The organism is Rhizobium laguerreae, from assembly GCF_019778565.1.
GTDB lineage: Bacteria > Pseudomonadota > Alphaproteobacteria > Rhizobiales > Rhizobiaceae > Rhizobium > Rhizobium laguerreae.
Window position 1 is genome coordinate 279,843 of sequence record NZ_JAAXQT010000009.1, and the last position, 13,483, is coordinate 293,325.

The 13,483-nt window shown below is 60.2% G+C and carries 10 protein-coding genes; all 10 read right to left on the reverse strand.

The window, feature by feature from the left end; genetic code table 11:
- Positions 1-34: 34 nt before the first annotated feature.
- The gene (locus HFO71_RS26210) at positions 35-1,318 is read right to left on the reverse strand and encodes a cystathionine gamma-synthase family protein (RefSeq protein WP_077980568.1); all 1,284 of its coding nucleotides are present in this window, start codon (positions 1,316-1,318) and stop codon (positions 35-37) included.
- 73 nt (positions 1,319-1,391) lie between these two features.
- Entirely contained in the window at positions 1,392-2,471 is a 1,080-nt protein-coding gene (locus HFO71_RS26215; RefSeq protein ID WP_077980567.1) for a YihY/virulence factor BrkB family protein, read from the reverse strand.
- A gap of 2,623 nt (positions 2,472-5,094) precedes the next feature.
- A complete protein-coding gene (locus HFO71_RS26220; RefSeq protein WP_168285453.1) occupies positions 5,095-5,265 on the reverse strand; it encodes a hypothetical protein in 171 nt (56 codons plus the stop codon).
- Between the two features lie 51 nt (positions 5,266-5,316).
- Complete coding sequence (locus tag HFO71_RS26225) at positions 5,317-6,210, reverse strand: protein-L-isoaspartate O-methyltransferase family protein (RefSeq protein ID WP_376775140.1); 894 nt, start codon at positions 6,208-6,210, stop codon at positions 5,317-5,319.
- A gap of 286 nt (positions 6,211-6,496) precedes the next feature.
- Positions 6,497-8,170, reverse strand: a complete 1,674-nt coding sequence (locus HFO71_RS26230; RefSeq protein WP_221988595.1) for an IS66 family transposase — start codon at positions 8,168-8,170, stop codon at positions 6,497-6,499.
- Positions 8,171-8,327: 157 nt separating this feature from the next.
- Entirely contained in the window at positions 8,328-8,837 is a 510-nt protein-coding gene (locus HFO71_RS26235) for a GNAT family N-acetyltransferase (RefSeq protein WP_221988596.1), read from the reverse strand.
- 153 nt (positions 8,838-8,990) lie between these two features.
- Entirely contained in the window at positions 8,991-10,061 is a 1,071-nt protein-coding gene (locus HFO71_RS26240) for an ABC transporter ATP-binding protein (RefSeq protein ID WP_077980563.1), read from the reverse strand.
- A gap of 20 nt (positions 10,062-10,081) precedes the next feature.
- A complete protein-coding gene (locus tag HFO71_RS26245) occupies positions 10,082-11,602 on the reverse strand; it encodes a DUF5060 domain-containing protein (RefSeq protein ID WP_221985443.1) in 1,521 nt (506 codons plus the stop codon).
- A gap of 33 nt (positions 11,603-11,635) precedes the next feature.
- The gene (locus HFO71_RS26250; RefSeq protein WP_131641004.1) at positions 11,636-12,520 is read right to left on the reverse strand and encodes a carbohydrate ABC transporter permease; all 885 of its coding nucleotides are present in this window, start codon (positions 12,518-12,520) and stop codon (positions 11,636-11,638) included.
- Positions 12,517-13,416 carry a carbohydrate ABC transporter permease gene (locus HFO71_RS26255; protein WP_025396961.1) on the reverse strand — a complete coding sequence of 300 codons (900 nt, stop codon included), beginning with the start codon at positions 13,414-13,416 and terminating at the stop codon, positions 12,517-12,519. The genes HFO71_RS26250 and HFO71_RS26255 overlap by 4 nt, the downstream gene beginning before the upstream one ends.
- Between the last annotated feature and the right edge of the window lie 67 nt (positions 13,417-13,483).

A 13,483-nucleotide genomic window follows, 5' to 3' on the forward strand; every position in this document is an offset into this window, starting at 1 on the left:
ATGCCCGCCGCCGCCGGGCATCGTTTCCTCCCGATCACGCAGCCTGCAGCGCTATCTCCAGGTCGGCGATCAGATCGTCCGGATGCTCGATGCCGATCGAAAGGCGGATCGTCGATTCCAGAACGCCGATGCGCTGGCGGACATCGGCGGGCACGCCGGAATGCGTCATGGTGGCAGGATGGCTCGCAAGCGATTCCGTGCCGCCGAGGCTGACCGCGAGCTTGAAGATCTGCAGCGCGTTCAGGAATTTGAACGAGGCTGGCTGACCGCCGCGAATGTCGAAAGAAAAGGTGGAGCCGGCGCCGGTGCATTGCGCGATGAAGGTCCGGCCGGCCGGCGATTCCGGATCGTGGTAGGGCAGATAGTGGACCTTCTCTACCTTCGGGTGGTCGCGCAGATAGTCTGCGACGGCCCGCGCGTTGCTGTTTGCCCGTTCCATGCGCAGCTGCAGCGTTTCCAGCGAACGGCCGAGCATCCAGCAGGAATGTGGATCGAGCTGGGTGCCGATCGCGCCGCGCAGGGCCTTGATCTGCTTGATGACCGCCTTGCGACCAAGAACGGCGCCGGCGATCAGATCCGAATGACCACCGACATACTTCGTCAGCGAATAGAGCGAGATATCGGCTCCGTGCTCGATCGGCCGCTGGAAGACCGGCCCGAGCAGGGTATTGTCGCAGACGATAATCGGCATGTGGCCTTGTCTTGCACCGATCGCGTCGGCCACGCGCCGGATCATCGCCACATCGACCAGGCTGTTGGTGGGATTGGCTGGCGTCTCGATCAGAATAACGGAAACGCGGCCGTTGGCCATCGCCTCTTCAGCCGCCTTCTGCACCGATCCTTCGCTGATGCCGTCGGCAAACCCAATAGCGGCGACGCCGAAGTTCAGAAAAGTCTTTGCCAGCAACGTTTCGGTTCCCCCATAGAGCGGCTGTGAATGCAGGATCGCATCCCCCGGCCGGACGAAGGCGAACAGAGTGGTGGCGATCGCCGCCATGCCGGATGAAAACAGCACGCCGCTTTCCGTCCGTTCGTAGACGGCGAGCCTGTCTTCGACGATTTCGCTGTTTGGGTGGTTAAAGCGCGAATAGACGAGGCCGGCACCCTTCCCTTCGGGCGGCTCGCGGCGGCCAGACACGTAATCGAAGAAGTCGCGGCCATCCTCGGCCGTGTTGAACACGAAGGTGGAGGTGAGGAATACCGGCGGCTTGACCGCCCCTTCCGAGAGCTCCGGATCGTAGCCGTAATTCAGCATCTGGGTTTCGGGATGCAGGGCATGATTGCCGATATGGGTTTTGGAAGGATGCGGGGCAGTCATCATCGTCTCCTCTATCGGGACTGGCGAAATGTCAGAATACATCAAAACTATAGGAGAGGAGCAATCTTCGCGGTCAGTTCCTGATCTCGCCCAAAGTATCCGCGACATAGGCGCCTCGCGCTCCCATTGGCAGCGGCGTTCCTGTCGTCGTGTCCCTCGCGGTCTGATGCTCTAGTTCTGCGTTGAGCTCTCCTCCGACGATGAGAATGACGACGGAAAGCCAGATCCAGATGAGGAAGCCTATCAGCGCCCCGAGCGTGCCGTATGTCGCGTTGTAATTGGCGAAATTCTCTAGATAGAAAGAGAAGCCGAGCGACATGGCGGCCCAGGCGACCGTGGTCAAAACCGCGCCCCACGTCATCCACCGGACCTTGGCAGCCTCCCGGCTTGGGCCAAAGCGGTAGACCATTGTGACGGCCACCGCAACCACGAGCAGAAGCAGCGGCCACCTAAGGAGAAGAGCCATGTGCTCCTTGAATTGATCGAGCCAAAGATAGGAGAGCACAACTGGCATCACACCAACGAGGGCCACCATGACGATCGCAAAAGCTATCGCACATAGGGTAAAGCAGAGGCCCGTCAGATTAAGCCGCACCAGGCTTCGCTTCTCCTTTTCCTCGTAGGCCACGTTCATAGCGTCGAATATCGCCAGCGTGCCATTATGGGTGCTCCATAGCGCGACCGCGAGGCCTACGAAAAAGGTTAGGCCAAGTGTGCCGTCGCGCCGCTCGACGAGCGCCTTGATCTGATCGGCAAGAAGATCGAATGCGCCGGGTGGCAAGAGGACAGCCAACTCGCGAAGATGTTCGGATATGGTAACCGGATCGGCAACCAACCCATAGAGAGCGACGAGGGCCGCCAGGGCAGGAAATATCGCCAGCAAGAGATAGAAGGTCACGCCCGCCGCGATGAGAGTGACGCGGTCGTCTAAAATTTCATGGAAGACGCGCCAGAAGACGTCGCGAAGGCCGCTGAAAGGGATAGCCTCGGGCGTACTGGCGCTGCGGCCATGATCGTCACCTGCGTGGCCAGTATCCGCAGACGGAGCGGCCGACCTGCGCTCGACTGCCTGCATGTAGACAAGCGCGCCGATCGCTGCGGCCATCATTGCAGCCGCGGTGGAGAATCTCTTACGTTGAACCACATCACGCATGTGGATGGTCTCCGATCTAGTGCGGAGATAACGCGGCGCGTCGCTAAAGGATGCAAGCCATTGCTTTTCTGCGGACATTTGATGCAAGACCGAGATCGTCCGTTTCCCTAATCGGGTGAGGAAGCAGGGATTGAAACGATTGAGCCGCGTCGCCACTGCGCTCAGTATCTCCTAAAGCAAGGCCAATGGTGTAGTTTCAGAAATCATAATACATTGATATTGCCGCACAAATCACCATTCGCGGAAGCAAACGAGGGCTTTAGTTCCCTTGCTGCCTGCTGGTGCTTGGGCGCCGCCAGAGGGTAGATCCGGTGCGGAGCCAAAATCGGAAGCGGCGCTTGGCCCTTGCTGTCACCCGATTCCCGCGCCTATCAGGCATCTGCAACGATGCTTTCTGTATCGGTCCGCAAAACAATAGCGCCGCTGACAACGACGTGCAATAGCCGCTTCTGGCTTCAACGCGCAAGTGCCGATCCGTGGCTGCGAGCCGATTGTTTTCGCTCCGTGTACCCCGTGGCAAGCGTCGGTGATACCGAGAGAATGCCCGCCTGCAGACGCGATCTCGATGGCGTCGGTGGTTGCTTGATAGTGTCTCGGCGGTACGCGCTTAAATCGATCAAGTGGCCACGCGTGGGCTGAGCTGAGCGCCCGGTGGTGGAGATGCGGTGCGCGCCGCTTCGGACACAGCGTGGCGCTACTTTGCGGTAGCGGCCCCTCCCCGACCGGCACTGCAAGAGTTGCTCCGGCATCCCGTTTGTAGGTGCAGGAACATCTTCCGGCGTATCGGCCGGGGATGAACGCAGCTCTTCTGCAGTGGCTGGCAGCGGGCCGGCACGCTATCAAATGCCTGTATCGGAGACGGGCGCCGCCCATTCGGGCATGTGGGACGGTCTGGGCTCTACGGTCGGCGATCTCAGGACAAAGTGGACCCAACGCTGTCCCCACATATGCTCGGCTCGCTGCCGCAGGCATATCGACGATAGTCGCCGCTGCGTCGGTGCGCTGACGGACGTGCTTTACCTCAGCGAATGCCTGTTCGCAATGGGCTGATGCGCCCGACGGGTTCGACCGCGTGAGCTGCCGATCCTGCAGAATGAAAGGATGCCCCTGCCCTTCCGCTCGGCCGTACGAAGAAACGCATGACAGCGAGACGGTCGGACTGCTGGCCGACTTCTAAGGAGCCGACTCCATGGCCGATGGAGCAGCCGACCCTCCGCCCTTTCCCCGGTGAAATCCCCAAATCCCAGCTGCAAGGCCTAGCGTTGGCTCATCCTGTTGTTGTCCGCGGACAACCGGATGTTCCGCCAGGTCGTTTGATCGCGAAGCGGGTTCCGCAGCAACTGGTTCGCAAGGGTATTGCGGCCGCGTCAACGGCTCTGCCTGACGTCATCGAAAAGCGGTTTCATACGCCGGCCGAACAGGCGTGGCGTATACGGCTTGAAGATCTCTGACAGCTCCGCAATGCCTAAGCCTGTACTATGTTTGGCGAGGAGAAGAGCGCCGTCCAGTCGAAAAAATGCGGGGCTGTTGGCGCTTCGGTTTCATTCATCGAGAGAGATGTACGGCAAGGATGCGGGCAGCCGCAGCCCCATCGTCCTTGCGGCTCTTGCGTCCCCATGGTGGGGCGGCAATCGATGGCTCCCATCGCTTAAGGAAAAGCTGGCTGACTAAGGGCAACGCGGCGCTCCGGCAGAGCGGGTGCCCCAACTGAGTTGATCGGGAAGACGGGCAGGCCCGTCCTTCGAGGCTCCCGCTGGCCGCCTCAGTCCGGGTAGAGAGGGTGGCGCGTGACGGCAGACACTGTAGGCCAAAGGCTGAACCCTTGGGTGATGCAGCGGATAGCCGAGCGCCGGCCGCAGCATTCGCAAGTGTGGGCGGATGGTGGTTGTTGTCGCCGTCGTTGGTGATCGGCGCCCGATCTGTCAGGTTGGTGATCGCCTTGTCCGGCGCCTCGACCAATTCGGCCGTCAGTCGGGTGGAGATAAGTGAGGCAACATCATGATCGGGCGAAGGATGGGGCACTGCGCGGCCAAGACGGATCGTTGTCGATCTTTGAGACGATCTCCCTCGCGGCAGGCTTGGTGCACCCACAGTGCGATCCTGGTGCCCCATCAATTATTTCGCGGTGGACCAGATCGTTCTGCAGGAAGTCGGAGGGAATCGCTGCCCCAGATCCCCCGCTCGGCAAGTTGTCCGCGGACAACCCGCGCGCCCAGGCCCAATCGCGTGCCAGAAAAGGCTGAATTCGCCTGTGGCTCGTCTATGATATCGGTGCGGCCGCTAGGCTTGAATTTGCCGCATTGCGGCACTACCTCGTGACAGACCGAAGCGCTTAACCCCTCCGAGCCGCTTCGGTCCGACGGACAGCACTCCTCCTCCCAGGCTGTCGGTCCCTATCGAAGCCCGGCGCACCTCTCCCGCGCCGGGCTTTTGTCATTCTGGCAATGCCCGGCGGGCGGGCAATGAAGCCTCGTTTCCCATGAGAATCGATCCGCTCCTGGTAAGATGTACAGGCATCTGGCGTTCTTTGGTCCGATTATCAAAGATGAAGGCCGACAAATCTCAGGCTGGAGGTTCTCCGGCACCGGATAGGGCAGGGCTCTGATAGCCAGCTTGCGCGGAGCTAGAAATGGTCCAGTTCCGAGCCTGCTTTTGAGCGTGCTGCCGTGCGTGCTCCTGCGCCAGATGTGGGTGTGTTGACGGCGCCGTCGGCCAGAAACGAGGCGAGCTGACTGCGTCGATCGAAAGGCAGTATCGCCTCGAGAACGTCGAGCTCTTTGGCGAACTGCACCACGTCGCTCTCGTTCCTCGCTGAGATCAGGCAGTGGACTGCCGCACGGATGGTTCATTCGTCGTCATAGCACAGCGCCCATTGGTCGCCGATATACCAGCAGCGTCCTATCCGTGGCTCCGTTTTCCAGAGCAGGCTTTTGACGAACTCGATGCCGCCGCGCCTAAATGCGGCTGTCAGCGCCTCGATCTCGTTGTCACCGATAGACAGGCCACCATTGGCGCAGACGAAATAGGCCGTGCCGATCCAACGCGCCGCAAATCCACTCTCGCCGCGCTCAATCCGAAGGGCGGCCCCATGGGATGCATGACGGCCGCCTTTCGGCGGTCGGTCCTGGCGCGGCACGCCGAGTGGCAACACGAGGCGCCCTCCAGGCCGAAGCCTTTCGATCCAGGGTTCCGCGGGTCGCGCGACGGCGAAATTCACATAGATCGCATCCACCTCTTCCTGCGGCCATTGACTGCCGTCGGCGTTTATGACGCTGACATTGGCGCGATCGGCAAGTGCTGTTTGAGCGTGGGCAGCCAGATCGGGATCCATCTCGACGGCATAGACATGACCGGAAGTTCCCACAAGCTCCGAAAGAATGGCGCTGTAATAGCCGGTGCCGGCACCGATATGCGCGATGCGATCCCCGATTTGTATGTCCAGCTCTGCCAGGAGTCGGGCATGCAGTGAGGGACTGCCATTGTTGACACCTTTGTCGGTCTGCAAGGCAAATAGCACGTCCTGATAGGCCAGAACCAAGTCGGAGGAGGGGAGGGGGCGATATCCTCCGCCCAGATTGGCGATCTGCCATGGCGGCGCGCCGAGGAATTTTTCGCGCGGGACGGTGGCAAAGGCGGCTTCGATCCGCGGGTTCGTCGTCGCGGCGGTTGCCACCACCTGATGGGCGTAAGCGCGGCGGATCACCGCCAGTTCGTCGGCCGTAAACATCGCAGTTGGCATGGACAAATCTCTGGGCATGGCTTTGACCTGTTCCCTTTTTACGTCCTTGCGGCTCCAAATCCATCTCTATCCCAAATGCTTGATTTCATGGGTAGGAACTCATGACGGAAGTTAAAGGTCACTTCTCTTCCATTGTGGAAAACTACGTTGTTACTTCATAAGCTTAATACTCGATGCGTGGCCTGCAACGATGCAGTATCGGCCGTAAGCGGGGCTGATTTGGTGGCGATGCCGAGACAATCAGCATGTCTGACGCAGAGCAGGGTGCTCGCAGGGCCGAGAGCGTTCAGGCGCGAGCTGCAACCAGGGAGGCGAGGGGTGCAACAGCATGATCTTCGTCACTGATCCCCAGCCGATCGCCGAGATAGTGCCAGAACGACAGGCCGAGCTTTTGGCAGGTCTTCATCAGGCCGAGCATGCTGTCACGCGCCTGCCGACCGTTGCGACTGACCGTGCCGCCGGAAATCTTTCGCTTGATGACAAATCCGCGCAGATCTCTTTCCGACGCATTGGTATGGAGCGGGGTTTCAGGCCGCTCGAGAACCCGCAGCAGTTCTGCCTTGCGGCGTCTCAGTCGAAACAGCAGTTTGTCGAGGTCGCCATAACCGGTGCGCAGCGAGAAAATCCGATTGAACCGGGCCTGAATGCCCCGGGCTGCACGCGGATCAGGTCTTCGCTGATAGGCTTTCAGGGCCTTGTAAAAGCGCCAGATGAGATCCCGCAGGGTTTCGACATGCCGTACTTGGCCGGGCGTCGCCGGCATCAGCTTGTGCAGCAACCGCTCGGCGTGGACCCAGCACAGCGCATGGGTGCCGACGCGGAATTGTCCGGCATCGTCGGATACGATCACCGCATTGCCGACCAGACCGTGATGGCGGATGGCGCCCCAGATGCCGGCCTCGGCAAACGGGCGGATTATGTCCTTGTCGAAGATGTCGATACCATTGGCGGCCAGATACTCGAGAAACGGAACCTGATTGGCAAACCGCCGCGGCTCACATGTCTTCAACCGCGCCAGAAGGGCGGGGTCCACCTGACGGTTTTCCAGAAAGGTGAAGGCGGCATCGTTGAGAACATAGTCCTGATAGTTGCCGCGCAGCAGGGCCAGGAAGTTCAGCCGCGACTTCGACGGCGCCGTGCGGAAGGCAGTGAAATGCTCGCCTCCGATCTGTGTCGTATGGAAATTGCGGTTGGCATGACGGGCGCCAGTGTCGTCAACCGTGACAAAGGGAGCCGAGACCAGGCCCGCATGCAGCACGGCAGCATCCTCGGCATGAAAGCCATCCAGCCGCTCTGTCAAAAACCGGATGACCTGACGTTTGGAAATCTCGACACCGACATCGTTCAGCAAGGTCGTCAATCGCTGCGTCGTCACCTGCCCATGGCTATGAAGCATCAGGCAGAAGCGACGCAGACTGGCGCCGTAGCCGCCCTTTATCCCCGCAGGCAGCGGCGCGACGATCGTGCGTCCATCCGGAGCCACCCAGCATTCGCGGCGATAGCGCACCACTTCGGCCCGCACGACCAGATCCCGCACCACGCAATCCTTGTAGCCCTTGAAGCGCGATCCGGGTGGTGCGTTGGCAGGCAGCACCTCTTCGCGCGTGACGCTGCCCTTGTCGCCTTTCGGGCCGCGACGCCGCGCAGGCTTTCGGCTGCCGGCAACCGTTTTGTCACTCGTTGCCTGTTCCATGCCCGACGGCCTGAAGGGTGGGCGCGGCGGGAGGTTTTTAAGCCGCGCAATCTCGTCGCGCAGAAGCTGGTTGTCGACCTTCAGCCGCGTGTTCTCTATCCTGAGCAGGTCGTTGTCTTCACGAAGCTTTCGGTTGTCAGCCTCAAGCTTCTCGGTCCGGATTTCTGCCCGATCAGCCCGCGCCACAAGTCCCGTCACCAATTCCCGCAGCGCCTTCAGCGACAGCGTATCAGCATGCTCGACCATCGGGAGGCGGCGCTTCGTCATAAAGGAAGTGAATCATGATTCACAAAAAATCGGAATCCCCCGTGCCACCAGATCTGCTCCAGTTACGTATCGGCCCCGTTCCCTTACAGCAGGCGACGCTGGGCAAGGCGGTCCGGCCCTTGGATGCCAAGCGCTCCCACAGCGCCATCGACACGTTTCAGGCGTCGGGTATCGTGAGGTGTCTGACGTCTAGTCTGAAACGCTTCTTGATCCTGTCGACGGGCGTCCCGTCCTGAAGCGGAACCTGGACCAGCCGGTCATAGGTCTCGAAGCCCATCTTTGCGTAATAGCCAAGGCCGCTGACATTGTCGGCGCGAATGATGGCATTGATGAATTCGAGCCCGAACTCTTCCGCTGCGGCTCGGGTTGCGGGGAAGAGAGCGGTGCCGACGCCCGGGGTTCTTGGATTCATGCGGGCAAAGGTCGCGATGTCGGCGAAGCCTTCCGGCGGATCGCCGTATAAGCTGAGCGATTGAAAGCCGACGAGTAACTTATCGTGCTCTGCAACATGGCAGGTAAGCGGAAACTCGCCGTCGATGAACCAGTCCGCGAACTCGGCAGCCGAAAGCGGCGTTTCGAGTGCGGTCGTTCCACCGGCAAGGATGATCTCGTTCAGGAGACTGCTCAGCTCCGCCGCGTCGGCGGAGACGGCCCTTCGAATGTGCATGCCTTGGCTACCTCGTTTTGGAGGTACAGCCTATCGGCGAGATCAGAGATTGCAAGTCGCCAATTCGCTGCGAAGACGAGGAATCATGAAGCACGCCCGATGCCGTCAAATTCCGGTTTCGTGTTCGACGGACTTGCTCCGGGCCCTTCATCTTCAGGCGCTCAAACGCTGCTGCGTCTGCCGGTCGAAAAAGTGAACCTTGGCCGTTTCGAAAGAAAGCTTCACCGGCTGTTCCGGCACCAGCTCGACACGTTCGCGAACGACCCATGTCAGCTCCCTGCCTTCGAGCTCCACCGCGACATGGGTTTCCGATCCCGTGGGTTCGACCACCTTGACCACGGCATCCACACCGTTTTCGCCACCGAGGGTGATGTCTTCGGGACGAATACCCAGCGTCAGCGGCCTGTTGGCGGAATTGGCTGGAGCCCGCGAAAGCGCTACGCGTGACCCACCCGACAGCGACAATGCCGGGTTGCCTGCGCCCTCAAGGGTTCCCTCGAGAAAGTTCATCGCGGGGGAGCCGAGGAAGCCGGCGACAAAGATGTTGCGCGGCCGGTCGTAGAGTTCGAGCGGACTGCCGATCTGTTCGACGCGACCGCCGTGGAGCACGACGATCTTGTCGGCCATGGTCATGGCTTCGATCTGGTCATGGGTGACGTAAACGATCGTGGTCTTCAGGCGCTGGTGCAGAGCCTTGATCTCCGCTCTCATCTTCACCCGCAGTTTCGCATCCAGATTGGAGAGCGGCTCGTCGAAGAGAAAGACTTTCGGATCTCGAACGATGGCTCGGCCCATGGCGACGCGCTGTCGCTGTCCGCCCGACAGCTGCGCCGGCTTTCGATCGAGAAGCGGCTGCAATCCGAGAATTGCTGCAGCCTCACCGACCTTCTGTTCGATTTCCGGCCGTTTGACCCCGGCGAGCTCGAGCGCAAATCCCATGTTCTGGGAAACCGTCATCTGCGGGTACAACGCATAGTTCTGGAAGACCATCGCAATATCGCGATCCTTCGGCTGCAGATTGTTCACGACCCGGCCGTCAATGCTGATTTGACCGGCGGTGATATCCTCGAGCCCGGCAATCATGCGCAACAATGTCGACTTGCCGCAGCCGGAGGGGCCGACGAGAATGGTAAACTCACCGTCGGCAATCTCGACGTCGACACCATGAATGATATCGACCGTACCGAAGGATTTCTTGACGTTTCTGATACTCAAGCCAGACATTTCGTACCCCTTGTCATCTTCTAGCGCTTCCTGCGCACACGCAGCGCCTGGTACGGCTTGCGCGGAATTTTGACGCCGAAGGCTGCGTCCGGCTTGCCACCGCGCACGACCGAGCCATGGCGCGTCGGATGCGGAACGGGAGCCGCCACCTTTTCGACCGGTGTGATCGTCATCTCCCACGTGTCGATGAGATCGACATCATAATCGTCGCTGTCGACCGGCAGACCCGTGGACCAGATCACCGGCTGATGCTCGCCGAAATAAATCAGGCGGAAATCGCCGTCGCCGTCGCGCGCGCCCGACACGCGGGACCAGGGCCATTCGCCGATGATGCCCAGCGGTTCGAGGCCGTGCTTGACATCGGCTTCCAGGAGGTCGCGGAGGAAGGCGATGCGCTTCCACGCTTCGCCGCGCAGTTCCCCGCCTTTGGCCCACCAGATCAGGTCCTCGGGATGGGAATAGGTTTCGCCATGGCCGGCATAGCCGCCGCGTGCCATGGTGATCCAGAAGCGATGCACGAGCTCCTGCGCATTGAGATTGCCCCATGACTGCAGGATGTCGCCTTCATATTCCGGCTCGTCGTTAACGACAGGCTTGCCGTAAGCATCGCGCCATTCCTGGGTCCGCTTGACGTCGGGGTTTTGAATGCAGGTGTGCGTGACCCATGGCTTGCGGTGATCGAAATTCGCTGTCACGTCGCCATTATGAATGGAGCGCAGGTGCTGGTAGGGGTCGTTCTCTTCCAGGATGTGGAAGTAGCGATCCCACTGCTCCATCGGCTTCGTATCGATGAGGAAATCATATTCATTGGCAAGCGACCACCAGACGTTCCGGTAGGCGGCGAGACGAGCGGCGAGATATTCGACATAGCGAAAATCCTGTTCGGCCGACATGTCGGCATAGCCCCACCGGTCATAGGGGTGGAAGATGATGATATCGGCTTCGATCCCAAGTTGGCAGAGCGCTGCGACCTGCTTTTCGAAGTGCTGGAACGAGGCGGGGTTCGGACGGTCGAAGTCTTCCCTTCCGTCGCCCCCGCGTTCAAAGCAGGCGTGCAGCGGCTCGTTGACGTTATAGGGATAGTCCTTCGGAAACACGCCCATCCGCATCTTGTTGAAGCGGGCCTTCTTGAGGGTTTCGAGGGTCTGCTTCTGCATATCGAGCGGCTGGTGCGTCCAAGCATAGCAGGTCGTCCCGAAGGATAGGAAGGGGGTGCCGTCGGCATAGGCGAAGTGGAACTTGTTGCGCACGCGCACTGGGCCGTGATTGCCGGCCGAAGGCCTGGTCGCAATCAGTGCGCCGGTCTTGCCGTCGAGTGCGGTTGTCTTGGAACGGGTCAGAAACGACCATTCGCCCTCACTATCCGGCATGAAGCGGATGCGGTAGGTGCCGTTGCCATCATAAAAGCCCGGCACGCGAACTTCGCGGCTCTTGTGGGTGAACACGGCATCGAATGCCACGTCGAGATGGGGATTTCCATCGGAGGGTCCATCAAAGGAGGCCTCGAACACGCCCCATTTTTCGACTGTTGCATCAGACATAGAATATTCTCCTCGTGCATGCTTTTGTGGTCGCTAGCCTTTGACGGCGCCGGAGGTCAGGCCAGAGACGAAGTAACGCTGGAAGATGAGATAGACGATCGTGGCCGGCAGGACGGTCATCACGATGGCCGCATTGAGCTGGCCGTAATTGCTCGAGAACTGCCCCTGAAACGACATCAGGCCGAGCGGTAAGGTCCACATGTGCTGATCCTGGAGCAGCACCAGCGCCATGGCGAATTCGTTCCAGGTGGAGACGAAGTCGAGGATGAGCAGTGCGGCGAGCACGGGCAGGCACACCGGCAGAAAGATCCGTCTGAAGATGATGAAGTGGCTGGCACCGTCGATCAGTGCTGCTTCCGACAGCTCCTTGGGAATGCTCTTGAAGAAGCCGTGCAGGATGAAAACCTGATAGGGAACGCCGAAGGCGATGTAGGGAAGGATGACGCCGGGATAGGTGTCGATCAGGCCGAGTGAATTGACCAGGGTGAAGAGCGGCGCAAGCATCACCTGGAAGGGGATCATCGTGCCGAACACGACGAGCAGCAGCAGGGCCTTGGTGATCTTCAGCTTGATCTTGGCAAGGGCATAGGCGGCCATCGCCGAAAGGAACAGCCCGAGCGGCACCTTGATGACGGTGATGATGACGCTGTTGAAGAAGGAGTTTGCGAAGTTGCCGCGGCTCCATGCGGCGCTGTAGTTTTCGAAAGCGAGCTCGGTTGGCGGCACGAAGGCGCCCGTACCTGTCACCGCCGCCGGCGTCTTCAAGGAGGTGAAGACGATGAAGACGAATGGCGCGACCCAGACGAGCGCCACGATGACAAGCGTGATCCAGAGGCCGATCAGAATCGGATCCCGCTTCACCGACGATGGTTCGACCTGCAGATGCACTGCGGTCTGGTCGGTCGGTACTGCTGTCACGATTCAACCTCCTCGTGCTTCTGGGTCCATTTGAGATAGGGAATGACGACAGCCATGGTGATCAGCAGCAGCACGACCGAAATCGCCGCGCCTCGTCCGAAATCGAAGATCTGCATCGCCTGCGTGAATGCCCAGAGCGCCAGCATCTGGGTGGACTGCGCCGGCCCGCCGCCGGTCAGGCCATAGACGATGTCGAAGGCCTTCAGCGAGGAGATGACGGAAAGAACGAGAACGATCGTGATGGTCGGGCGCAAGGCCGGCAATGTCACATGCTTGAACACCGCCCAGCGGCCGGCGCCATCGATGCGGGCGGCCTCGACGAGTGTCTGAGAGACGTTCTGCAGGCCCGCCAGGAACAGGACCATCGAGAAGCCGACCGTCTGCCAGAGATAGGCGACGAAGACCGAATAAAGGGCGATATCCCTGTTGCCCAGCCAGTCATTGATCCAGCCCTGCATGCCCCACGAGGTGAGCAACTGGCTGAAAAGGCCGAAGAACGGATCGTACATCCACTTCCACATGGTGGCGACGGCAATCGGCGCGATGATAACAGGCAGATAGAAGATGGCCCTGAGGCCATTTCGGCCGAATATCTTCTGATTGAGGCTGAGCGCCAGCAGCAGTCCGACCATAGGGGGAAAGATCAGGCTCATCACGGTCCAGATCACGGTGTTGCGGAAGGCAACCCAGAAGACCGGATCTTTGGTGAAAATCGCCGCGTAGTTTGCAAGCCCCACGAATTGACGCTGTGGATCCAGCCCGTTCCATTTCTGGAAGCTCAAGATGACGACATTGAGCATCGGATAGAGGGCGAAGACGGCATAGATTGCCAGGGCTGGCACGAGCAGGATGAGCGCTTGTACGCGCGGATCATGTGTCGATTGTCGAAGTGACATGCTTTCCTCCTGGCAGTGAAGCGGCTGCCAGCTGATGAAAGAATGTGCCGGTCGATCGACAGCTGGG

Bases quoted from the DNA above. Each gene is read 5' to 3' on its own strand.
- HFO71_RS26210 (WP_077980568.1), bottom strand. From the start codon at position 1,318: ATGACTGCCCCGCATCCTTCCAAAACCCATATCGGCAATCATGCCCTG.
- HFO71_RS26215 (WP_077980567.1), bottom strand. From the start codon at position 2,471: ATGCGTGATGTGGTTCAACGTAAGAGATTCTCCACCGCGGCTGCAATG.
- HFO71_RS26225 (WP_376775140.1), bottom strand. From the start codon at position 6,210: ATGCCAACTGCGATGTTTACGGCCGACGAACTGGCGGTGATCCGCCGC.
- HFO71_RS26230 (WP_221988595.1), bottom strand. From the start codon at position 8,170: ATGACGAAGCGCCGCCTCCCGATGGTCGAGCATGCTGATACGCTGTCG.
- HFO71_RS26235 (WP_221988596.1), bottom strand. From the start codon at position 8,837: ATGCACATTCGAAGGGCCGTCTCCGCCGACGCGGCGGAGCTGAGCAGT.
- HFO71_RS26240 (WP_077980563.1), bottom strand. From the start codon at position 10,061: ATGTCTGGCTTGAGTATCAGAAACGTCAAGAAATCCTTCGGTACGGTC.
- HFO71_RS26245 (WP_221985443.1), bottom strand. From the start codon at position 11,602: ATGTCTGATGCAACAGTCGAAAAATGGGGCGTGTTCGAGGCCTCCTTT.
- HFO71_RS26255 (WP_025396961.1), bottom strand. From the start codon at position 13,416: ATGTCACTTCGACAATCGACACATGATCCGCGCGTACAAGCGCTCATC.